This window comes from Enterococcus sp. C50 (genome assembly GCF_040887505.1).
In the GTDB taxonomy this organism is placed as follows: Bacteria; Bacillota; Bacilli; order Lactobacillales; family Enterococcaceae; genus Enterococcus_B; species Enterococcus_B thailandicus.
Genome location: NZ_JBFOFW010000005.1, coordinates 32,728 through 54,781 on the forward strand (window position 1 = coordinate 32,728; position 22,054 = coordinate 54,781).

General features: G+C 35.1%; 26 protein-coding genes. 20 read left to right on the forward strand and 6 right to left on the reverse strand.

Features of this window, described 5'->3' with window-relative positions; translation table 11 throughout:
• Nucleotides 1–103 precede the first annotated feature (103 nt).
• Complete coding sequence (locus AB3I20_RS07670; protein WP_067483640.1) at nt 104–967, forward strand: DegV family protein; 864 nt, start codon at nt 104–106, stop codon at nt 965–967.
• Between the two features lie 69 nt (nt 968–1,036).
• Here AB3I20_RS07670 and AB3I20_RS07675 read toward each other — a convergent pair whose 3' ends face one another.
• A complete protein-coding gene (locus tag AB3I20_RS07675; protein WP_071869223.1) occupies nt 1,037–2,659 on the reverse strand; it encodes an ABC-F family ATP-binding cassette domain-containing protein in 1,623 nt (540 codons plus the stop codon).
• A gap of 227 nt (nt 2,660–2,886) precedes the next feature.
• Here AB3I20_RS07675 and AB3I20_RS07680 point away from each other — a divergent pair, with 227 nt between their 5' ends.
• Nucleotides 2,887–3,411, forward strand: a complete 525-nt coding sequence (locus AB3I20_RS07680) for an HdeD family acid-resistance protein (protein WP_067483636.1) — start codon at nt 2,887–2,889, stop codon at nt 3,409–3,411.
• 52 nt (nt 3,412–3,463) lie between these two features.
• On the opposite strand, the gene spxB is transcribed toward AB3I20_RS07680, so the two are convergent.
• Entirely contained in the window at nt 3,464–5,191 is a 1,728-nt protein-coding gene (spxB, locus tag AB3I20_RS07685) for a pyruvate oxidase (protein ID WP_071869222.1), read from the reverse strand.
• Nucleotides 5,192–5,345: 154 nt separating this feature from the next.
• Between spxB and AB3I20_RS07690 the strand changes: the two genes are divergently transcribed.
• Nucleotides 5,346–6,164, forward strand: a complete 819-nt coding sequence (locus tag AB3I20_RS07690) for a ZIP family metal transporter (RefSeq protein WP_067483631.1) — start codon at nt 5,346–5,348, stop codon at nt 6,162–6,164.
• A 153-nt stretch (nt 6,165–6,317) separates the two neighbouring features.
• Here the strand turns inward: AB3I20_RS07690 and AB3I20_RS07695 are convergent, their stop codons facing one another.
• Complete coding sequence (locus AB3I20_RS07695) at nt 6,318–6,518, reverse strand: hypothetical protein (RefSeq protein WP_067483629.1); 201 nt, start codon at nt 6,516–6,518, stop codon at nt 6,318–6,320.
• A gap of 164 nt (nt 6,519–6,682) precedes the next feature.
• Between AB3I20_RS07695 and AB3I20_RS07700 the strand changes: the two genes are divergently transcribed.
• The 4 genes from AB3I20_RS07700 (at nt 6,683) to AB3I20_RS07715 (ending at nt 8,758) form a co-directional block, all read left to right on the forward strand.
• Complete coding sequence (locus AB3I20_RS07700; protein WP_067483626.1) at nt 6,683–7,258, forward strand: TMEM175 family protein; 576 nt, start codon at nt 6,683–6,685, stop codon at nt 7,256–7,258.
• Between the two features lie 364 nt (nt 7,259–7,622).
• Nucleotides 7,623–7,865: a helix-turn-helix domain-containing protein gene (locus AB3I20_RS07705; RefSeq protein ID WP_067483624.1), complete on the forward strand. Its 243-nt coding sequence runs from the start codon at nt 7,623–7,625 to the stop codon at nt 7,863–7,865.
• A gap of 277 nt (nt 7,866–8,142) precedes the next feature.
• Nucleotides 8,143–8,250 (forward strand): helix-turn-helix transcriptional regulator, encoded by a 108-nt coding sequence (locus AB3I20_RS07710; protein WP_244897455.1) that lies wholly within the window; start codon nt 8,143–8,145, stop codon nt 8,248–8,250.
• A 142-nt stretch (nt 8,251–8,392) separates the two neighbouring features.
• Nucleotides 8,393–8,758 (forward strand): hypothetical protein, encoded by a 366-nt coding sequence (locus tag AB3I20_RS07715; protein ID WP_271026981.1) that lies wholly within the window; start codon nt 8,393–8,395, stop codon nt 8,756–8,758.
• A gap of 237 nt (nt 8,759–8,995) precedes the next feature.
• Here the strand turns inward: AB3I20_RS07715 and AB3I20_RS07720 are convergent, their stop codons facing one another.
• Entirely contained in the window at nt 8,996–9,607 is a 612-nt protein-coding gene (locus AB3I20_RS07720; RefSeq protein WP_368027149.1) for a hypothetical protein, read from the reverse strand.
• Nucleotides 9,608–9,895: 288 nt separating this feature from the next.
• On the opposite strand from AB3I20_RS07720, the gene AB3I20_RS07725 reads away from it, so the two are divergent.
• From AB3I20_RS07725 to AB3I20_RS07740, 4 genes are all read left to right on the forward strand, one after another.
• The gene (locus AB3I20_RS07725; protein WP_368027150.1) at nt 9,896–10,498 is read left to right on the forward strand and encodes a response regulator; all 603 of its coding nucleotides are present in this window, start codon (nt 9,896–9,898) and stop codon (nt 10,496–10,498) included.
• A 132-nt stretch (nt 10,499–10,630) separates the two neighbouring features.
• Nucleotides 10,631–11,038, forward strand: coding sequence for an NUDIX hydrolase (locus tag AB3I20_RS07730; RefSeq protein WP_270346016.1), 408 nt, complete (start codon nt 10,631–10,633; stop codon nt 11,036–11,038).
• Nucleotides 11,039–11,198: 160 nt separating this feature from the next.
• A complete protein-coding gene (locus tag AB3I20_RS07735) occupies nt 11,199–12,269 on the forward strand; it encodes an ABC transporter permease (RefSeq protein ID WP_067483614.1) in 1,071 nt (356 codons plus the stop codon).
• Between the two features lie 9 nt (nt 12,270–12,278).
• Complete coding sequence (locus AB3I20_RS07740) at nt 12,279–12,950, forward strand: ABC transporter ATP-binding protein (protein WP_368027151.1); 672 nt, start codon at nt 12,279–12,281, stop codon at nt 12,948–12,950.
• Nucleotides 12,951–13,173: 223 nt separating this feature from the next.
• On the opposite strand, the gene AB3I20_RS07745 is transcribed toward AB3I20_RS07740, so the two are convergent.
• Both AB3I20_RS07745 and AB3I20_RS07750 read right to left on the reverse strand, forming a co-directional pair.
• Nucleotides 13,174–14,196, reverse strand: a complete 1,023-nt coding sequence (locus AB3I20_RS07745) for an LLM class flavin-dependent oxidoreductase (RefSeq protein WP_067483610.1) — start codon at nt 14,194–14,196, stop codon at nt 13,174–13,176.
• A 221-nt stretch (nt 14,197–14,417) separates the two neighbouring features.
• A complete protein-coding gene (locus AB3I20_RS07750) occupies nt 14,418–15,155 on the reverse strand; it encodes a bifunctional 2-polyprenyl-6-hydroxyphenol methylase/3-demethylubiquinol 3-O-methyltransferase UbiG (protein ID WP_270346018.1) in 738 nt (245 codons plus the stop codon).
• A 719-nt stretch (nt 15,156–15,874) separates the two neighbouring features.
• On the opposite strand from AB3I20_RS07750, the gene AB3I20_RS07755 reads away from it, so the two are divergent.
• The 9 genes from AB3I20_RS07755 (at nt 15,875) to AB3I20_RS07795 (ending at nt 22,031) form a co-directional block, all read left to right on the forward strand.
• Nucleotides 15,875–16,189 (forward strand): YdcP family protein, encoded by a 315-nt coding sequence (locus AB3I20_RS07755; protein ID WP_000421280.1) that lies wholly within the window; start codon nt 15,875–15,877, stop codon nt 16,187–16,189.
• A 20-nt stretch (nt 16,190–16,209) separates the two neighbouring features.
• Nucleotides 16,210–16,587 (forward strand): YdcP family protein, encoded by a 378-nt coding sequence (locus tag AB3I20_RS07760; protein ID WP_001234189.1) that lies wholly within the window; start codon nt 16,210–16,212, stop codon nt 16,585–16,587.
• A 9-nt stretch (nt 16,588–16,596) separates the two neighbouring features.
• The gene (locus AB3I20_RS07765) at nt 16,597–17,370 is read left to right on the forward strand and encodes a hypothetical protein (RefSeq protein ID WP_000185760.1); all 774 of its coding nucleotides are present in this window, start codon (nt 16,597–16,599) and stop codon (nt 17,368–17,370) included.
• Nucleotides 17,371–17,391: 21 nt separating this feature from the next.
• Complete coding sequence (locus tag AB3I20_RS07770) at nt 17,392–18,795, forward strand: FtsK/SpoIIIE domain-containing protein (protein WP_001130247.1); 1,404 nt, start codon at nt 17,392–17,394, stop codon at nt 18,793–18,795.
• Nucleotides 18,796–18,976: 181 nt separating this feature from the next.
• Nucleotides 18,977–20,161, forward strand: a complete 1,185-nt coding sequence (mobT, locus tag AB3I20_RS07775) for a MobT family relaxase (RefSeq protein ID WP_000426691.1) — start codon at nt 18,977–18,979, stop codon at nt 20,159–20,161.
• Nucleotides 20,158–20,430 (forward strand): hypothetical protein, encoded by a 273-nt coding sequence (locus tag AB3I20_RS07780; RefSeq protein ID WP_000055367.1) that lies wholly within the window; start codon nt 20,158–20,160, stop codon nt 20,428–20,430. Before mobT ends, AB3I20_RS07780 begins: the two co-directional genes overlap by 4 nt.
• Nucleotides 20,427–20,648, forward strand: coding sequence for a hypothetical protein (locus AB3I20_RS07785; protein WP_001009054.1), 222 nt, complete (start codon nt 20,427–20,429; stop codon nt 20,646–20,648). The genes AB3I20_RS07780 and AB3I20_RS07785 overlap by 4 nt, the downstream gene beginning before the upstream one ends.
• A gap of 41 nt (nt 20,649–20,689) precedes the next feature.
• Nucleotides 20,690–21,469 (forward strand): abortive infection family protein, encoded by a 780-nt coding sequence (locus tag AB3I20_RS07790; protein ID WP_000678782.1) that lies wholly within the window; start codon nt 20,690–20,692, stop codon nt 21,467–21,469.
• 61 nt (nt 21,470–21,530) lie between these two features.
• Nucleotides 21,531–22,031, forward strand: a complete 501-nt coding sequence (locus AB3I20_RS07795) for an antirestriction protein ArdA (protein WP_000421245.1) — start codon at nt 21,531–21,533, stop codon at nt 22,029–22,031.
• Nucleotides 22,032–22,054 lie beyond the last annotated feature (23 nt).

Here is a 22,054-nt window from a genome sequence, read left to right on the forward strand (position 1 = left end):
TCAAGTTTTTTTGTAAATACTGGCCATAAATTCCTTTTGATTGCAAGACGTTTGTTATAATGTAGTAGTTAGGCGGGTTAAGAATAAAAAGGAGTTGAATAATGTGTATCAAATAGTGACTGATTCTTGTTGTGATTTACCTTATCAGGTATTAGAAGAAATAAATGTCGATTTTTTATCAATGAAGATTCAGCTAAATGGCGAAGAATTAATTGACGACTTAGGAAAAACTTTTGATTATGAAAAATATATGAATGAATTAAAAGGCGAAGCAATGCCAACAACTTCTCAAATAAATGTGGGGGGCTATTTAGAATTTTTCCGATCATATGTTGAAAAAAAGATTCCTGTCCTTTATGTTGCTTTTTCTAGCTCAATGAGTGGCTCTTATAGTAGTGCAATGCAAGCTGTTGAGTTATTGAAGGAAGAGTATGAAAATCCAGAAATTTATGTTTTTGATACGAAAGCAGCTAGTGTTGGCGAAGGACTGTTGGTTTTAGCGGCAGCTCGATTAAAAGAAGAAGGCAAGCCACTTGAAGAAGTTTTAGAGTGGTTGAATAATAATTATTTAAAAGTGCGTTCTTGGGTAACTGTCGATGATTTAAAACATCTTGAGCGTGGGGGAAGAATTTCTAAGACAAGTGCGACCTTAGGAAGCATTCTAAGTGTAAAACCGATCATTACCGTTGATGAAGCTGGACGTTTAACAAATGTTGACAAAGTTCGTGGAAGAAATAAATCCATTCAAAAAATTGTTGATGAAACGATCCAATCAATCGTAGCGCCTCTTGAACAAACCATTTATATTGCATACGCTGGTGATTTAGAAAGTGCCGAAAAAGCTAAGAAACAATTAGAAGAAAAAATCCAAGTAAAAAACATTGTACTTTACCCCTTAGGGCCAACGATTGCTAGCCATACTGGTTATGGTTGTATTGCTATCTTTTCAATGGGAACGAGTCGTTAATCAATATCAATAATCCATAACAAAAAAGCGTAGGACGGTTAAGTTGTCTCTACGCTTTTTGTGTTTATTTTATGAGAACAATGCATCCATGCTTTTCTTAATATCAGGATTTTCTAAAAACTCATCGTAGGTTGTATCTGCACGATCAATTACACCTTTATCAGAAACAGCAATGATGCGGTTTGCTAGTGTTTGAATGAATTGGTGGTCATGGGAAGCAAATAGGATAGAACCAGTGAAAGCCATCAATCCATCGTTTAAAGCAGTAATTGATTCTAAATCTAAATGATTTGTCGGGTCGTCGAGTACTAAGACATTCGCTTTTGAAAGCATCATTTTTGAAAGCATACAACGAACTTTTTCACCACCAGATAAAACGTTAACTGGTTTTAGGACTTCTTCTCCAGAAAAGAGCATTCGACCTAAGAAACTTCTCAAGAATGTATTGTCATCTTCTTCTTTGCTTGCATACTGACGTAACCAGTCAAGAATCGTTAAGTCATTATTGAATTCTTTTGTAGTATCTTTTGCTAAATAAGAATGACTTGTTGTAACACCCCAGCGAACAGTACCAGTATCAGGCTTGATTTCACCCATGATTACTTTAAATAAGGTAGTGGTTGTAATATCATTATCTGCTATGAAAGCAACTTTATCTTCTTTATTCAAAGTAAATGATATATCTTTTAAGATTTGCTTACCATCAATGGTTACACTCACATTATCTACTTGTAAAAGATCATTTCCAATTTCACGTTCAGGTTTAAATCCAACAAATGGATAGCGTCTTGAAGATGGTTGAATATCATCTAAAGTAATTTTTTCTAACATTTTTTTACGTGAAGTTGCTTGTTTTGATTTTGAAGCATTTGCACTGAAACGCGCAATAAATTCTTGTAGCTCTTTGATCTGTTCTTCTTTTTTTGCATTTGCATTTGCTTGGAGTTTTGTTGCAAGTTGGCTAGATTCTAACCAAAAATCATAGTTACCGACGTAAAGTTTGATTTTGCCGAAGTCTAAATCTGCCATGTGTGTACAAACTTTGTTTAAGAAGTGGCGGTCATGGGATACTACGATTACAGTATTTTCAAATTCAATTAAAAATTCTTCTAACCAATTGATTGATTGGATATCCAGCCCATTGGTAGGTTCGTCAAGTAGTAATACATCAGGTTTACCAAAAAGTGTTTGCGCTAGTAAAACTTTGACTTTTTGACCAGCCGTTAATTCACTCATTGATTGATGATGTAATTCTTCAGGGATATTTAATCCTTGCAATAAAACTGCTGCTTCGGGTTCAGCTTCCCAACCATTTAGCTCAGCAAACTCTCCCTCTAATTCTGCGGCACGAATACCGTCAGCATCGGAAAAGTCTTCTTTCATATATAAAGCATCTTTTTCTTTCATTACTTCATATAATCGTTTATGACCCATAATAACAGTTTCTAAAACAGTATATTCTTCATAATCAAAATGATTTTGTTTCAATACTGCCATACGTTCATCAGGGCCTAAAGTAACGTTCCCAGTTGACGGTTGTAAATCTCCAGATAAAACTTTAAGGAAAGTTGATTTACCTGCTCCATTTGCACCAATCAATCCATAACAATTTCCGGGAGTGAATTTAATATTAACGTCATCAAATAGTTTGCGATCTGAAAAGTGCAAACTTACATCATTTACAGTAATCAATTTTTTTCCTCACTTATATCTATAGTAGTTTTGACGAATTTGAGTCTTATAGAATTATAAAGGGGAAAGGTAAAAGTTTCAAGGTAATACCAATTTTAATTGTGTTTCACGTGGAACGTAAAAAAATTGATCAAAAATTTTTTTGTCAGATAGACAGCATAAATTTTGACGTATATCGAAAGAGTGTTTAGTATTAGTTATGTAAATAAAAGAAAGAAGGTATGAAAATGAATGAAAATAGAAGATCGGTTGATTGGGGCTCCTTGCTGTTAGGGGTTTTGTTTGTGATTGTATCGCTATTATCATTTCAAGATCCTGTCGGAAATTTAGTGGCTATTGTTATGGTGTTTGCAGTGTTTGCTTTTTTAAAGGGAATTTTTGAAATTATTGGACGTAATCGATTGAAAGAGTTAACTGGTTATAAAGCAAAAATGCCTTTAGTAGTTGGGATTATTGATATTTTAATTGGGATTTTTTTCCTGTTTAATGTAAATGCAGGTGTGATGGCTTTACCATTTGTATTTGCTGTTTGGTTCATCATTGATTCGATATTTGCTTTATTTGTTACTGATTTGGCAAAAAATATTAGTACAGGATATTATTGGTTTACAGTTATTATCAATATTTTAGGAATCTTCTTAGGAATTGTGTTACTATTTAACCCAATTTCTTCAGCATTGACTTTGAGTTTTTTAGTTGGTTTTTACTTCATGATGTTTGGAATCACTCATATTGTTTATGCATTTAGATAATAAATGAAAAAAATAGCGTATGCTTTTTGAGCATACGCTATTTTTTATAGTTTTATAGATTTTCGTAAATTTCATGAAGGACGGGCATGTCGTGTACTTCGTATTTTTGTTTAAAACTTTCAATTTCTTCAGCTGAATAGAGACGAGGATCCAAATGTAAATCTTCAACTGGTAGTGGACGTTTGTCTGAAATTTTGACATCAATGACGACTGGACGAGTTGATTTTGCTGCAGCATCAAATGCAGGGCGCAATTGTGAAAATTCAGTGATTGTGAAACCATCAGCACCTAGCGCTTCCCCTACTTTTCCGAAGTCAGCACCTTCCAAAAAGACACCAAATTTATTTTGTTCAGAATCTTCTTGCTCAGCTTCGATAAAACCAAAGGATTCATTTGAAAAAACAACATTGATAATAGGTAATTGATATTTTACTTGAGTAATAATATCTTGCATGACCATTGCAAAGCCACCATCACCACTAAGTGTAAAAACTTGTTGTTCAGGATAACTTAATTTTGCAGCAAGCCCGGCCGGAACAGCGTAACCCATCGTGGCAAACCAACCAGATGTTGTATGTTTTTGTTGACCATTTAAATCTAATAAACGAATAGATTGGATTGTGGTATTACCAACATCTGTTACAAAAATAGCTGATTCTTCTGCAATACGATTGATTTCATTGTACACAGCTTCGGGACGGATTGGCTTATCAGCTTTAGTTGCGAACGATTGAAGCCAATTTACCCAATTTTCTTTATTTTTTTGGTTAGCAAGCAACCAGTTATCTGAAGGTCGTGCTTCTCCAAGTTCAACCAACGTTTGCAATGTTGTGACGGCATCACCTAAAATGGCTAGCGAAGTTTGGTGCCGACGACCAAATTTTGAAGCATCAATGTCTACTTGGACAAATTTTGCATCAGGATTAAAGAAGTATTGGGCGAAAGGAAAATCACTTCCTACGAAGAAAATTAAATCTGCTTCAGCCAAAGCTTCGTTTGCAGGCTTGGTAGCAACACGACCAGCAAAACCAAGAAAATTAGGATAGCTATCTGGAACAATACCTTTTCCTAAAACAGAAGAAACAACAGGCATTGAAAAATGTTCTGAGAAAGCTTTGATCTGTTCAAATCCTCCACGAGTTCCTTGCCCAATATAAAGCACAGGCTTTTTCGCTTCGCTGATGTATGGTAAAGCTTTGATTACTTCATCTTTTTTTGGTAATAAAACATTATTTTGATAGGTGGAGGCTGTACTGAATTCTTGTTCTTCAATAGTTGCATAACCAAAATCAACAGGAATAGTTACCACAGCTACACCATTGTATTTGTAAGCAGCTTTAATTGCTTCATCAGCTACATGAGGGAGACTTTCTGGTGTCATTACTGTTCGGTTATAAACACTAACATCAGCAAACATAGGGTTTTCATTTAATTCTTGGAAAGCATTATAATTCATTGCACTTGAAGCGACTTGTCCAAGAAAGGCGACTACTGGTACATGATCCATTTGTGCGTCGTACAGCCCGTTGATTAAGTGTGTTGCCCCAGGACCAGCTGAGCCAAATACAGCCCCAACTTTACCAGTTAGTTTAGCGTCAGCTGCAGCTGCTAGTGCACCTACCTCTTCGTGACGAACTTGAATATATTTAATAGAGTGTTTTTCTTGATATAAAGCATCCATGATGGAATTAAAGGAACCACCAGGGATACCATAGATATGATCAATGCCCCAACTTTCTAAAACTTTGACCATAGCTACGCCTGAATTAATTGTTGACATATGATGTATCACTCCTTTTGCTTTGTTAGACACAGTATAACTCTTTCTTTGTTTTGTCCCAACTAATTCGTTTTTTCACATAATAAGTCGTGATAGGTGTCGAAAAACTCTTTTTTTTAGTATGATGAATAAGTAAATGAGAAAGGAGAAATCAATGGTTACCTGGTTATTAGGATTGGATTCATGGCAACAAGCATTAGTCGGAACAGGATTCACTTATTTTATGACAGCGCTAGGCGCAGCACTTGTATTTTTCTTTAAAGAGATTAAGAAAGAGTTATTGAATTTGATGTTGGGATTTGCTTCGGGGATAATGATTGCTGCTAGTTTTTGGTCATTGTTAGATCCAGCAATTTCAAAAGCAGAAGAAAATGGCGACATTGCCTGGTTGGTCGTAAGTATTGGATTTGGTTTAGGTGGCGTTTTTCTTTACATAGCAGATAAGACGTTGCCTCACATGCACTTTGGTCCAAAACATGAAGTAGAAGGGTTTCAAACACATTTGAAACGAACAATTTTATTGGTTTTTTCGATTACACTACACAATATTCCAGAGGGATTGGCAGTAGGGGTGGCATTTGGCGCAGCAGCCAATGCTAGTGATCCTAAGGCAGCAACGTTGGCGGCCATTTCGGTTGCTTTAGGAATAGGTATTCAAAACTTCCCCGAAGGTGCAGCAGTATCGATTCCATTGAGACAAGAAGGATTAAGTCGAAGAAAAGCGTTCTGGTATGGGCAGGCTTCAGGTGTGGTTGAACCAATAGCAGGTGTGCTAGGTGCACTGCTTGTAACGAAAGTATCACTATTGTTGCCTTATGCATTGGCTTTTGCCGCAGGCGCGATGATTTACGTTGTTGTAGAAGAGTTAATTCCAGAGGCACAACAAACATTATCAAGCAGACGACACTTTGCTGTATTTGGTGTCATGCTTGGATTTATGATTATGATGATTTTAGATGTAGCATTAGGATAAAATGAATGTAACGGCAGTTTTGCTCAAAGAAAACAACCAGAGAAAATTTTTCTCTGGTTGTTTTCTGTTAAACAATGAATCATAAAATTGCAGCATTTTTAGTGATTGCTCGAAAGGGTCCTGTAAGCTATAGCCAGTTTTTTCGTGCAATAACTAGTAGTATCGTCTATTGTTACCGGACGTTCCTGTAATCAATCGAACTAGCCAAATAGCAATAGCCAATGGGATAAGTAATTTGATTGCAAACCACAAGAATCCGCTTAATAAACCAACAAAAAGACTGATGATAGAGCTAGCGATGATTAGAAAAAGAATTAACAAGAATACTTTTCCAAGTATATTTTTTTGTCCCATGAACTATTCCCTCATTTCATATGTTTTTTTCTATATAGAAAGTTTAACAAATTTTTACTTTTTTCACGTCCAACTAAAGACTGATTATTTCATCAGACTTCAGATGATTATCTTTTGCTTTTTTTGAATGTTTCCATATAAAATAAGCGAAAGGAGAGAAAATTATGACAAAGAATCGTTTAGAAGCATTTACAGATGCAGTTATTGCAATTATTATGACCATCTTAGTTTTAGAATTACATCAGCCTGGTTCGGATACGTGGTCGGCGTTGATTGGACTCGAACATAAAATTTTAATTTATGTTATCAGTTTCTTTACACTGGTTATTTATTGGAATAACCACCATCATTTGTTTTTAGTGGTCAAAAAAATCAACGGACAGGTATTGTGGCGAAATAGTATCTTTATTTTTTCTTTATCGTTATTCCCTTTTGCGACTGCTTGGATCAGTGAATACATAAATAGTCTCGTGCCTGAGCTTATTTATGGTTTAGTCACATTGTTTGCTAATGTTACCTATTATTTTTTAGCGAGAGAACTTGCTAAAGTAAATAAAAAAGAAAGCATCGTGAAAGAACTGTTGATTGACTATCGGAAATCTTATCTATCTATTGGACTGAATATTTTAGGGTTATTATTGGGGTGGTTAGTCGCTCCTATTGCAGTTTTGATCGTGAATGTATTGATATTATTGATGTGGATTATTCCAATAAAAAAAGTGGAACAGTATTTTCGATGAAAAGAAAGGTGTGGGACAATAGTCTTACACCTTTCTTTTGTGGATTAAATAAAAGAACCAGAGTTTTCCACAGTGGATAACTCTGGAAGAATGACAAAATTCAGAAGTAAATATGCGTTATTTGTAAATGATTGAATAACGTTTCTTTACAGCATACAAGTGATAGACAGTTGGCAACAAGAGAATAAATAAGGGGATATATCAGTATCTCACATACCGTTGGGGGGTATTTAGATTAAGGATTAAACTAAGGTACTAAACACTAGAAAGGCTTAGTTGAAAGGGTACCAGGCTAGTAGAGAGGGGGGAACTGTTTTCTTATATTGAGATAGATGAGTTACAATAAACAAAAAGGAAGAAAATAATGAATAATTTACGTAAATTACGATTAGAACACCAATTAACCATTCGAGAGTTAGCTGATATTTTAGTTTGTGACTTCTCTTTGTATTCAAAATATGAGCGTGATGAGCGGAGTATTCCGATTAAATATTTGGTCATATTATCAGATTTTTATGATACGAATAGTGATTTTTTACTGGGACGAACAGATTATCCTAAAAAACTTCCATCGTCTAAAGAACCATCTGAATATGATCGTACATAGAATTATTGATAAAATATAGCCAACCAAAATTTGATATATCAAATTTTGGTTGGAGACGAGATAAGAAGAAAGTCAAAAATAGATAAAACAAAATAGTAGTTTGATTTTTTATTTTTCATCAAATAGTGGAGAATTTTTATTAGATGTGTTGTTCCATGAATGTTAAGTGGTGTAGAAATGACTTATAGTGGAAGTAAGTAATGATTCAACTGTTCGCTGAGTCAAAAAAGTGAGCGCAACAAAGCGTACATTGCCAAACTATTCTTCAAGGAGTACATTGATAGTAGAAATAGGAAAGAAAATAAAAGAATTAAGACAATCAAAAGAAATGACGCAAAAAGAATTAGCAGAAATCTTGAATGTTACACCTCAAGCAAGTATCTAAGTTGGAGCAAAACGTTAAGTAATCCGTATCTTCAAATACGTTTAAGACTTAGTCGTTAGATGTTTCCGTTACTGATACTTCAAGTAATACTAAGCAGACACTTTTTGATTCTCTTTTTTCAAAAATGAAAAGGGGTAAGCAGATGGGAAATTCTCAAAACACGAATATAGAGCAAGTTTCAACTGATACAAAAGTCCTGATTTTTGATTTAAGTGGTAGTTTTATGAGTGATAAAGGCTTGTTACAGACACAAATTTTGAATAGTAAATTACAGTCACTAATGAATAAAAGTGGAAAAAAAGTCATAGTAGACACCTATGAATCTAGTCAAATAAATAAGTACGGAGAACAAGCAGATGTTATTCTATTGACACCGTCATTTAGTTTTGCGCAAAAAGACATTGAAAAACAATTTCCTAAAATTCCTGTGATTGAAATATCAAAGAGAGACTATGGTTTGCTGAATATTGAAAATATTTATCAAGAGATTCTCAACGTAGTTAAATAGAAAACAACTAAGTAAAAGAAAAGGCAGCCTTTGAGTAAACGACTCAGAGGCTGCTCTTTTTGCGAATGGTTAGATCAGAGATGCAATATAATAAATAGTAAATTTACTAAAAGATAAATGACAAGCAGTGCTCTGCTTAACACCGTTTCTCTCTTTTTTTTGATTTTTAAGTGGTAGTAGGTTCCAAATGTCATCAGACAAATAAGAAACATTAGATACTTCGTTAGTAACATAAAATTACAACTTTTTGATTGGACTTTGAGTCGTTGTCTTTAAATTAGCAATTGGGAACTCATCGGTAAGAGTAATTCGGATTCCTCCTTTAGCTGAGCCAACACTAATCCATTTTTTCCTATCATTGTTACCATCTCTAAATCTTGATGCTAGAATGGTAGCTCCTACTAGTCCAATAAGAGCCCCCGCAGGTCCACCAGCAAGGGCACCACCTAATGTGCCATTTACTTGTAATAATGTTGCACTCGCACCTAGATTATCACGTAAACTTACCATAGCTGTTTTATTAGAAGCGAAAGCATTGTATCCACCGGAGAAAAATACTTCTGAAAAGGAGGTTCTACCATTGATATATACAGTAGGTTCTGCATTATCATATTTATTGATTAAATAAAGAAGTTGATCTCTAGTCAAATCGAGTGTACCAGACTGGCGTAGTTGACTAGCCCGTAGATTATTAAACTCTTGCTCAAATCCAATCCATTGTTTATTCGATTCTCTAGTTATTGAATAGCTGTCTATGCTAGTTTCTGTTGCATATGTAGTAGTAATAGGTGACAAAATTATTGATGAAAAACTGAAACACATACCCATTGTAATTATCATTTTTTTCATTTAAACGTCCCTCGTTCTTTAACAACTAATTTTATGCTGATAAATAGGCCCAATTATCTACCAAGTTTGGTGGTGTTCTTTTTTATTATTAACTAAAAAAATGTTTATTTCATCCGTAAAAAATGTATCTTTTTTTCTCTATTTACGTATGCCATGTATTGAAGCGTAATAAAATATGACGTATTAAATGATTCTAAGGGGAGGGATGGGCAGCGAGACTAACTAATTTTTTGAACCACATTTTTGAAAAAGTGCACTGAGAGAAAAAGAGATATTGAGGTGTAAATAATGAAAGTAATTTTATTTGATGATCAAGAGTTATTTTCAAAAGGAGTAGAGGAAGTTCTTACACAAGAAGTCGCTAGTTTTCGTACATTTCCCACTTCTAGTAATATTATAGCCACAGTACATAGAGAGAACCCAGATGTTGTTTTGATGGACATCCATATGGAAGGAAAGGATGGATTTGAAGAAGGAAAGAAGCTAGTAGAATCAAATTCAGAATCGAAAGTGGTTTTTTTAACAGAGTATCCATTTAATCAATGCTATGAAGAAATGATTAGTATTGGTGCAGCTGCTGTTATTTCTAAAAGAAGTTCCAAAGAAGATTTTATTACAAAATTAAGGCTAGTTATAAAAGGGAACAGGATTTTTCCCAAGAAAGAACTTATGGTGGAAAGCTTAACTGCTAAAGAAAACAAAATCTTACAAATGATTACGGATGGCAAGACGCAAAAAGAAGTCGCTATTCAGTTGTACATGAGTCAAAGGACAATATCCACGCATATGCAACATATCTTAAATAAATTAGGTGTTCATTCTACCGTGTCAGCAGTTGTTAAAGCGCTTGAGCTAGGTGTTGTGAAAATTAAATCAGAAAAAAATCAGTAATAGTATTTTACCATCCATTTTTGTTGTTACTTTTAAATATTTTTGAGAACCTAAATTCGAATAACAAATCTGATATACTAACATATGGAAGCGGAAACAAATTATTGCTATAACTCAAAAGGGACTGATTTTATGAAGAAAGTTTTTTCTCGCGTATTTATTAAAGACACTGCTGGGGATTTTTTAATAATTAGAGATAGAGCAGATGTTTGGAATTTTCCAGGTGGTAAAAAAGAAATTGGCGAAACCACAATGGAATGTGCTATCCGTGAAGTATATGAGGAAACTGCCTTACGAATTTCTCAAGTAGAAGAAGTTTATCAAGCGGACTTCCTTTTTGAAGGAGTGGAATGGGAAGGACATTTCTATTTTGCTCATCAGGTTTTGGGGCGTCCAACATTAAATGAGCCTAATAAAATTAAAGGTGTACAATTTATTTCTGAGCTAAGTTCCGTTGAATTTTCTCCTAGTTTAGCTTCGTTATTTCGATGGCTTTCTAAACAAGATGATTTAAAGACAGAACATACAATTTGGTGTTAAAAAAGACGCAGTTACTTTATGTTTAACTTTTTAAGGATGTTATCCTCCTGACTGCATAGTCAGGTTTTTTTATTTTTATAGCAAATAAGTCACTCTATTTTTATCTTAGAAGGAAAGATGGTACGCTTGTTTTACTCGATAGAAGGCAAGGAGGAGCGACATGTTTTTAGCAATAAACGAAATCAGGTATTCAAAGTTAAGATATGCTTTGGTAATTGGAGTTATGTTTTTGATTGCTTATCTAGTATTTTTTTTAACAGGATTAGCATATGGATTAGCTCAGGACAATCGGACAGCAATAGATAATTGGCAAGCAGACGATATATTATTAGCAGATGAAGCTAATAATAATTTAAATATGTCGATGATTCCATTAACGAAATTTGAGGAGGTCAAGGCAGAAGAAAAGGCCTACCTAACACAGACTGCGGGTGTGATACAGAAAGAAAAAGGGAAAGAAAAAATTGATGTTACTTTTTTTGGAATTAATCAAGATCAATTTTTAGCTCCAAAAATCAGTGATGGGAGAATGTTCCATTCCGATGATGAAACAGTTGCGGATAGTAGTGTAAAAGAGCAGTATGAGCTGAGTTTAGGTGACACAGTTCAACTTGCGGGCAGTGATAAAAAATTAAAAATTGTAGGATTCACGAAGAATGCAAAGTTTAGCGTTGCCCCAGTTTTGTATACAACAGTGGGTGCTTATCAAGAAATTCGTTTTGAAACACAGGGCAGTCAAACTAGTGAAAAAACGAGAGTCAATGCGATTGTTACGAGAGGAAACGTAAGTAAAATTCCAGATGATCTAAAAAAAATAAGTATTAAGACATTCATAAATGATTTGCCTGGATATAGCGCACAAGTCCTAACTTTTGGCTTTATGATTGGCTTTTTAATTGTGATTGCTGCTATTGTGATTGGGATCTTTATCTATGTTTTGACTATGCAAAAAGCGGATGTTTTTGGTGTCATGAAAGCACAAGGAATTTCTAGTCGATACATTGCTAATTCAGTGATTGTTCAGACTTTTTTACTTGCAATTATCGGGGTGGCAACGGGATTAGTGGGAACGTTGGGGACAAGTTTACTGTTACCTGAAGCTGTGCCATTTCAAGTAAATCTTCTGTTCTTTTTAAGTATCAGTATTTTGATGATTGTGATAGCAGTTTTGGGTGCTTTGTTCTCTGTCAGAACAATTGTGAAAATTGATCCATTAAAAGCTATCGGATAGGAGAAAATAATGAAAGCAATTGAATTTAAACAAGTAAAAAAATCATTTAAAGATGGTGATTCTGTTATTGAGGCTTTAAAGGAAACGAATTTTTCAGTTGAAAAAGGAGAATTTGTGGCAATTATTGGCCCTTCTGGTTCTGGCAAAAGTACACTCTTAACAATTGCTGGGGGGCTACAGGCTCCTTCTGCTGGGCAAGTGCTGATTAACGATCGACCTTTTAGTGAAGAAAAAGAAAAGCAACGTGCAGCTTTACGCTTTAAAGAAATTGGATTTATCTTGCAGGCATCTAATTTGGTTCCTTTTTTAACTGTAAAAAAACAATTAAAATTGGTCGATAAAGTTAGTAAAGAAAACCGACTAGATAATGGGATTAAGTTGTTAGAACAGTTAGGCGTAGGTAAGTTGCTTGATAAATATCCTGAAGAATTATCAGGAGGAGAGCGTCAGCGTGTAGCAATTGCACGTGCATTGTACCATGACCCAATAATTATTTTGGCAGATGAACCAACAGCAAGTCTTGACTCAGAGAAAGCTTATGAAGTAGTAAAAATATTAGCTGAAGAAACCAAAGAAAAACAAAAAGCAACGATTATGGTGACTCATGATACTCGTTTGATTGAACATTGTGATCGCGTGTTGGTGATGAAAGATGGTCAACTAACAGAGCAGAAGGAGTAATTAATTCCCGAATGCTAACAAAAGCTTGTTTTTAAAATAGAAAGAGCCTAGGAATCATTTTTCCTAGGCTCTTTCTATTTTTTAGTTACGAAGAGAGATCTGTTGAGTAAATTTCAGCAAAATAACGTACATACGCATAAAATAGGGAAGGCTACTTGGTATTTATTATTATTTATACAATTGAAATTCTCGAACAAAAGATACGCTCAACTCTTCAAATTTTTTAACGCCAACCCAAATCAGGGGCGACATCTTTTACAATGGATTCAAGCAAATGAACGTTGTATTCAACTCCCAGAGTGTTTGGAATAGTTACAAGAACAGTATCCGCTTCTTTGATTGCTTCGTCTTCCGCTAATTCTTTTACGATTTGATCTGGCTCGCCAGCAAACGTTTTACCAAAAATTGTTGGATTTTGATGATAAGCTAAGAAACCAACTTGATCGTATTTAGAATCATCATTTCCACCAAATAAACGACGATCTAAGTCACTTGTAATTGGCTGAATGGAACGAGTAACGAGCGTTCTTGGTTCAAAATCATGACCCGCTTCTTTCCAAGCTTCTTTGTATGCACGTAGTTGTTTTGCTTGTTGAACGTGGAAAGGTTCATTTGATTCGTTATTAACAAGTGTTGATGATTGAAGATTCATTCCGTGTTTAGCCGCCCAAATGGCTGTTTCTTGTGAGCCTGCTCCCCACCAAATCCGTTTTTCTAAACCTTCTGAATAAGGTTCAATACGCAATTTTCCTGGTGCTTGTGGGAACATTGGCATTGGATTTGGTTCAGCAAAACGTTCACCTTTCAATAACTCTAAAAATTCAAGTGTTCGTTCACGTGTAACTTCTTTGATTTCTTCTTCGCTGTAATCATAACCAAAGTATTTCCAACCATCGAGAACTTGTTCAGGTGAACCACGACCGACGCCTAATTGCACTCGTCCTTGGGTAATGATATCTGTTAATCCAGCATTTTCTGCCATGTAGTAAGGATTTTCGTAACGCATGTCGATTAATCCTGTTCCAATCTCAATTTTACTTGTTTGTGCACCAATTGCAGAAAGTAGTGGGAATGGTGAGCCAATTTGTGGTGCAAAATGATGGACGCGGAACCAAGCACCATCAATGCCGAGTTTTTCTGCTTCGACAGCTAGCTCAATTGATTGTAGATAAGCATCTTGAGCGGTTTTTACTAAAGAACCTTGATCCATCCAATGACCGAAACTTAAAAAGCCAATGTTTTTCATAATTGAAATCCTCCTTAACCTTGAATAATTTCACTTACTTTTAATAAGTTAAATTTATTCTACTACTTTTTATTTTAAAAGGCGAATAATTGTTCCGGCTGTGATTCTCAAATGAAAAGAAGCGATTCTCCCTAGTATTTACTTTACAGTGAAAAAGGAAAAAGTCAGCCTTTAATTAGCTGACTTTTGATAATCTATAGTAAAAAATAAAAGTAAGAAATTTATTTGATTTTTTTAGCAGAAACCAGTAGCATCATTGGACGTCTTAATTCATCTTTCATTCCGGGAACACTATCCAATAAATGTTTGTCTGGTATTGGTTCTACAATTGCGGTAATGCTCAATCCATGTTTGATTAATGTATTTAAATAAGTTGTCAGTGTTTTATGGTATTTGGTGACAGTTTCTCCCAAAAATACTGCTTTACGCTGATTTTCCAGAAAATAATTGTCAACAGGCCAATGATCAGGTGTCCCATCTTCGTTATAGATCCAGTCTTGATTCCCATATGCGGTAAAAACAGGGTGTTCTACCGAAAATATGAACTCACCATTTACACGAAGAAAAGAAGAAATTTTTGAGCAAATTCGATCAAAATCAGGGGTATAGTGAAGTGCCAATGAACTGATAATGATGTCGAAACTTTCAGGTTTAAAATCTAAGTCTTCCATTGCAATCTGTTGATACTCAATATTGGCAAGGTGTGTTCGTTCGCGTGCCTCAGCTAACATTTTTGTTGAAATATCTGTCCCAATTACTGTGTCTGCACCGCGTTCTGCCGCGTAGATACAGTGCCAACCAAAACCACAGCCAATATCTAAAACAGTTTTCCCTTGAAAGTCTGGCAGCATTTTTTTTAATTCATGCCATTCGCCAGCAGCACTGAGTCCAGCTACGGATCTTGGAAAATGGCTGTATTTATCAAAAAAGCGATTATTATCGTAAATGTTTTCTTTCAATTATGTTCACTCCTAAAATGTAATCAATTGTTGTGTGCTTGCTGTAATTAATCTTCACCCATTCATGCCAAAGGCTCATAATTTTTTTACAATGATAAGGGGTCCTTTTTTACGAATATTTTAAGTAAGCTTACAATAGCAGCGACATTTAGTCCAGAATTTTCAAAATGAATGTTTGTTTTTCCAAACTGTTTTTATATAGAAAAAGCGGTTTGTTCAATTTTTTCTATTAGCAAGTTTTGCTGTTGCAGAATCCTCAAATAATTATATAAAGATTGAATTACCAGAGCTTAGTAAAAGATGTTAAAAATCAATTTCAGAAATAAAAGAAGCAACTGTGATAAAAGTATGATTATAAAAAAATAAAGAGCCAACAAACATTGATTTAACAATGTTTGTTGGCTCTTTTTAATTATTCCCACTCTGTTTTAAGGGTATGGCATATAAGCGAAAATGCTGTAATATCAAGGATTTTGGAAACGTATAAAATCGAATAAATTATATTTAAAAAAATAAAAAGTGCAATAAAAGTGCAGTATTTGCACCTAAGCAGACCTGATTAAATTCGAAATGGAATTCTAAACTCAATATTCATTTAAATGATAGACGTTCATAATGAGCGTCTATTTTTTATGCTTTGAAAGGTTGTGATACTAACAAATTTTTAAATGAATAAAGTAAGCCAAAAATATTTTATGTGAGAAAGGAACGATACACTTATGGAATTAAAATATGTCATTCCCAATATGGAAAAAACATTTGGTCAATTAGAATATGCTGGTGAAGGGAATATTGAACAACGTCGAGTCAATGGCAGACCAACTATTCTCTCTCGTAGCTACAATTTATACTCAACGATTCAACGAGCAGATGATATTGTTGTCATTCTTCCCTCCGAAGCTGGCGAGAAACATTTTGAATCCGACGAAAAAGTCAGACTCATCAACCCACGTATTACCGCAGAAGGTTATAAAATTGGCAATAGAGGATTTACCAATTACATTATGCACGCAGACGATATGGTGAAAGCTTAAGAAAGGAAAGGTGAAAAAATATGAGATTAGCAGAAGGTATTGTGATTGAAAAAGACCAGACATTTGGCACATTGAAATTTTCCGCTTTACGTCGTGAGGTTCGTATTCAAAATGAAGATGGTTCGGTTTCCGAAGAAATTAAAGAACGTACCTATGACTTAAAATCAAAAGGACAAGGACGCATGATACAAGTCAGTATCCCCGCTTCTGTTCCTTTGAAAGAATTTGACTACAACGCAGAAGTGGAATTAATCAATCCTGTGGCAGATACCGTAGCGACGGCTACTTTTCGAGGGGCAGACGTTGATTGGTACGTGAAAGCAGACGATCTTGTATTAAAAGGACAGACAAAACCTCATCAGAAATATAAAAAAGAAGCGTCCGAAAGTGAAAAATAGGTGTTGCTTATGACAAACACACCATTGATTTTGAAAGAAATTCCGAAAGATGAAGCCATTTCTTTTATTCGGCAATACCATTATTCAAAGATACTCCCTAGATTGTGTAAATACTTTCTAGGGATTTTTTCAGAAGAAAAATTATTAGGCGTTGTGGAATTAGGCTGGGGTACGCAACCCCTACAAACCATACGCAAACTCTTTCCCGACAGTTCCCTTCAAACCACAGATTATTTAGAAATTGGAAAGATGTGTTTTCTTCCAGAAATGAATCAAACCAATTATTTTGGCAGTCAAGCTCTTTCAGCTCTAATTAAGTGGTTGAAAGAACATACGGACTGTCATTTTTTATATACATTGGCAGATGGAATTGAGGGAAAATGTGGCTATGTCTATCAAGCGTCCAACTTCTTTTACTGCGGGTATTTCAAGACAAGTGTCTATCGTGATAAACAGTCATGGGAAAAGATACACCCTCGAAGTGCTCGCCTTTTATTAGAGGAAAATGCTCGTTTTGAACAGGTAGAGAAAAAGCATTGGCTTTCCCAGGCATTTTGCGAATACAAAGGGATTGAGAAAATCAATGGACGCATGTTTCGCTATCTCTATCCGTTGACAAAAGAAGCGAAAAAACTGTTAGGACACACGCTCTATCGACGTCATTATTATCCGAAAGAAAAAGATTTACGCTTTGAAAAGCGAATCGCTTATCGGAAATATGAAGCCATTTCTCAACCAACTTTTGATAAACAGGCTCGTATCTACAATACACAATTATTTTGATAGATGGAAAGGAGGATTTTTATGCCATTGCTTCATGACAGAGGAAAGCGAATCAAAGCCAACGATAAGGACTTGGTCTATCATTTTGTGCTGATTTCATTGCTGATAGTTTTTCTAGTCGTTCTACTCCCTTTTCATTGGAGAACGTTACAATCGGTGAATTGGCAAACAGTTCAGTTAGATACATTTTTCTATCAACTGCATACGCCATACTTTTGGAGCAGTATTCTCACTGCTTTTTTTGTATGCGGACTCATCAGCTGGCTCTATTATCACTATCGCATAGATTCTATAAAACAGTTAGAGCACCGTCAAAAGTTAGCTCGTATGATTTTAGAAAACCATTGGTATGAAGCCGAAGAAACTCAATCAGAGGGATTCTTTAAAGACTTATCCAGCAAGAAAACCAAACAACGAATCCGCCATTTTCCTAAAATGTATTACCGAATGAAAGATGGACTGATCCATATTCATGTAGAAATCACTTTAGGGAAATATCAAGATCAGCTCTTGCACTTAGAAAACAAACTAGAAACAGGCTTGTATTGTGAATTAGTGGAAAAAACGTTGAAAGATTCTTATGTAGAGTATGTTCTACTTTATGACACCATTGGCAATCGAATTGGCATTGAAGATGTGGTAGCTCAAGATGGACGTGTCAAATTGATGGAATCGGTCTATTGGGAGTTTGATTCTCTCCCTCACATGTTAATTGCTGGGGGCACGGGTAGTGGAAAATCCTATTTTATTCTCACATTGATTGAATCTCTCCTGCATACAAATGCGAAGCTTTATATTCTCGACCCTAAAAATGCTGATTTGGCAGACTTAGGAGCGGTCATAGATAATGTCTATTACCGTAAAGACGATATGCTGGCATGTATTAGTCAATTTTACGACGATATGATTGCCCGTAGTGAAACCATGAAGCAACACCCGAACTACAAAACAGGAGAAAATTATGCGTATCTTGGTCTACCTGCGAACTTCCTGATTTTTGATGAATATGTGGCGATGATGGATATGTTAGGTCGTGATAGTGCACAAGTTATGAATAAACTCAAACAAATTGTTATGCTCGGACGACAAGCAGGCTTCTTTTTAATTCTTGCCTGTCAGCGTCCAGACGCAAAATATTTTAGTGATGGTATTCGAGATAACTTTAACTTCCGTGTGGCTTTGGGTCGTATGTCTGAAATGGGCTTCGGTATGATGTTTGGAAGCGATACACAAAAACAATTTTTCTTAAAACCCATCAAGGGAAGAGGTTATGTGGATACAGGAAAAAGTGTGATTAGTGAGTTTTATACACCCCTTGTACCAAAAAGGTATGATTTCTTAGGAGAAATAGGAAAAGTCATTCAAAAAAAGCAATCTGAGCCTGTACCGCACGAAGTGAAAGGTACAGGTTCAGACTTGCTTTGATTGGTGTGGCGTTAGCCACGCCAATCCTTTAGCCCCCTCTACCTAACAGGGGGGCACAAATACAACTGAAAACAGGCAATTCTCATCAACCAATGTTGATGGTACAAGGAATTGCGGAAAATAGGAAAGATGTAAACTCAAGGGTCATAGTTTACATCTTTTTTAGATTGGAGGTTTGCGAATGGAAAACGAAAAAATTTGGATTAAGGAATTGAAAGAAAAGCGACTGGCTTATGGCGTTTCTCAAAATAAACTGGCGGTTGCTTCTCATATTACCAGACCTTACCTATCGGATATTGAAACAGGCAAGGCAGTCCCTACTCAACAGGTGAAAGAAGATTTACTGAACGCTTTGGAACGCTTCAATCCCGATAACCCATTGGAGATGTTATTCGACTATGTACGGATTCGATTCCCTACCAATGATGTGTCTCAAATTATCGGTGAGGTTTTACGCTTGAATATGGATTATATGCTACACGAAGACTTTGGCTATTATTCTTATCCCGAACACTATCGTTTCGGTGATATTGTTGTCCTAGTCTCTCATGATGTAAGTAAAGGGGTTTTATTAGAACTGAAAGGAAAAGGCTGTCGGCAATTTGAAAACTTTCTATTGGCTCAACATCGGAGCTGGTATGGTTTCTTTCAAGATTGCATGGAACATAAAGGTATTTTCAAACGCTTGGATTTAGCCATCAACGATAAAACAGGGATTTTGAATATTCCAGAATTGGCAAAGAAATGTAAACAGGAAGAATGTATTTCCGTCTTTCGGAGCTTTAAAAATTATCGCAGTGGTGAATTGGTTCACCGTGATGAAAAACCAGACATGGGAAACACCCTTTATATTGGCTCATTAAAAAGCGAAGTCTATTTCTGTATATATGAGAAAGATTATGAGCAATACGTGAAAAATGATATTGCCTTAGAAGACGCAGAAATAAAGAATCGCTTTGAAATTCGTTTGAAAAACGACAGAGCCACTCAAGCCATGAAAGATTTGTTGGAACATCAAAATGCAGAAAAAACAGCGTTTGAGATTATCAATCGTTATATTCGCTTTGCCGATAAGGACGAAACCAAGCGACGGAGTGATTGGCAAACCAATGAACGCTGGGAATGGTTTATCGGCAAAAATCGTGGAGCATTACGCCTAACCATACAGCCAGAACCTTATTCTTTTGAACGAACATTGAACTGGTTACATCATCAAGTCGCCCCTACATTAAAAGTCGCAAGCATTTTAGATATTCTCAACGGTACAACCATTATTTCCACCATGATTCATGAAGCCAAACTGACAGAAAAACATGAGAAATTAATTGAACAACAACATCTAGGCATGGAGGATTTGATTACATGAGCCTCTTAACAGAAGAATTAAAGAAGTTAGGGTTTCAAGCGTATATACAAAATACAGGGAAATATACGTCTCTCATTATTGAGGGAAAACGGCAAGCTGGTGATACCATCTATACCTATGATTTTTACAAAGTGAGCTTTTATAAGAATTATACCAGTCGAATAACTGTTTATGGAGAGCATTTAACTCCTTTTCAATTATTAAAGCGTGTAAAAAGCTATATCTACTATCGAGAAAAATATCTTAAGGAAAGGAGGACAATCACATGAATTTTGGGCAGAATTTGTACAACTGGTTCTTGGATAATGCACAGTCATTGGTATTGTTAGCGATTGTCGTCATTGGACTGTTTTTAGGTTTTAAACGAGAATTTTCAAAACTTATTGGCTTTTTGATTATTGCTTTAATCGCCGTCGGACTTGTGTTCAATGCAGCTGGCGTGAAAGATGTGTTATTAAACTTATTTAACCGAATCATTGGTGCTTAACAGATATTTTTCATGATAAAATAGGAAGTATATATTTTGTTATGAAAGGATCCATGAATATGTTTACAAATGATCAATTTAAATCTCTTTTAATTAAAACATTAGAAAGAAAGAGCTCTTCAAATTATTATGAAGGAGGTAACGAGATTGTTTCTAAAATGAAAATATCAGAGGTAACTTTAGATGAGACTAACGAGTTTACTTATTATAAAGGATACAAAAGGGATTGGAATACGCTTTGCACCTATCTTAAAATAAGAGCTCCTTTTGATGATTTAGACTTTTTTGAAAGTCATAAAGATTTGCTTACCCAGACAGCAAGCTCCATATATGATAAACAAGGTGATAATGTATTAGTGGATACTATTTTAGTACCACTTCCAGAGAATTACGAAGTAATTAACTTTAGTCAGTTGAAAATTAGTGATGTGATTTCACAAGCTATTGAAGACGCTGAGTCTTTCATGAGTAATGGTGAATATCAACGTGCCTTTGACAGAGTTCACACTGCTTTTCATGGATATTTAATTGAAATACTAAAAAAATATGAAATTACAGTTCCTAGAGACGAAAATCTATCTAAATTATATAGTAGGATACAACAATTAATTGAAAAAGAAATTCAACCTACTGAACTTGCTGATATAGTGAAGACAACGATAAGGTCATCAAATGGAATGATTAGCTCTCTTAATGAAGCAAGAAATAGGCATTCACTTGCACATCCTAATACAAATATTATTGGAAAGAGAGAAGCAAAACTAATAATAGGTATTTCAAGTACAGTTACAGATTATATTAGCGGATACCTTGATAAGTAGCGTCATTAACTGATTGCTACTTTTTTTTTGACTATATTTTATAAAAAGGATGTGATAAGAATTGGAATTGAAAGTCTATGTGGCAAATTTGGGACGGTATAATGAAGGTGAATTAGTTGGATCATGGTTTACTCCACCAATTGATGAGGAAGAAATGGCAGAAAGAATCGGTTTAAATGAGAACTACGAAGAATACGCCATACATGATTTTGAGCTTCCTTTTGATGTGGACGAATACACGCCAATTAGTGAAATCAACCGTCTATGTGAAGCCATTCAAGAAATCGAAGGTACACCTATTTATAATGAACTCAAAGAAATTCAAGGCATGTGGTTTAGTAGCTTGGAAGAATTACTGGAAAACAAAGAGAATATTCATTGTTATAGTGAATGTGATTCTATGGAAGATGTCGCCCGTTATTATGTGGAAGAAACAGGACAACTTGGTGAAGTACCTTCTAATTTACAAAATTATATTGATTATCAAGCTTTGGGACGTGATATGGAAATAGAGGGAAATTATCTTATCACCTCTCATGGAGTATTTGAGTATTCTAATTAACATGGATTACTCTAAACTAGCAA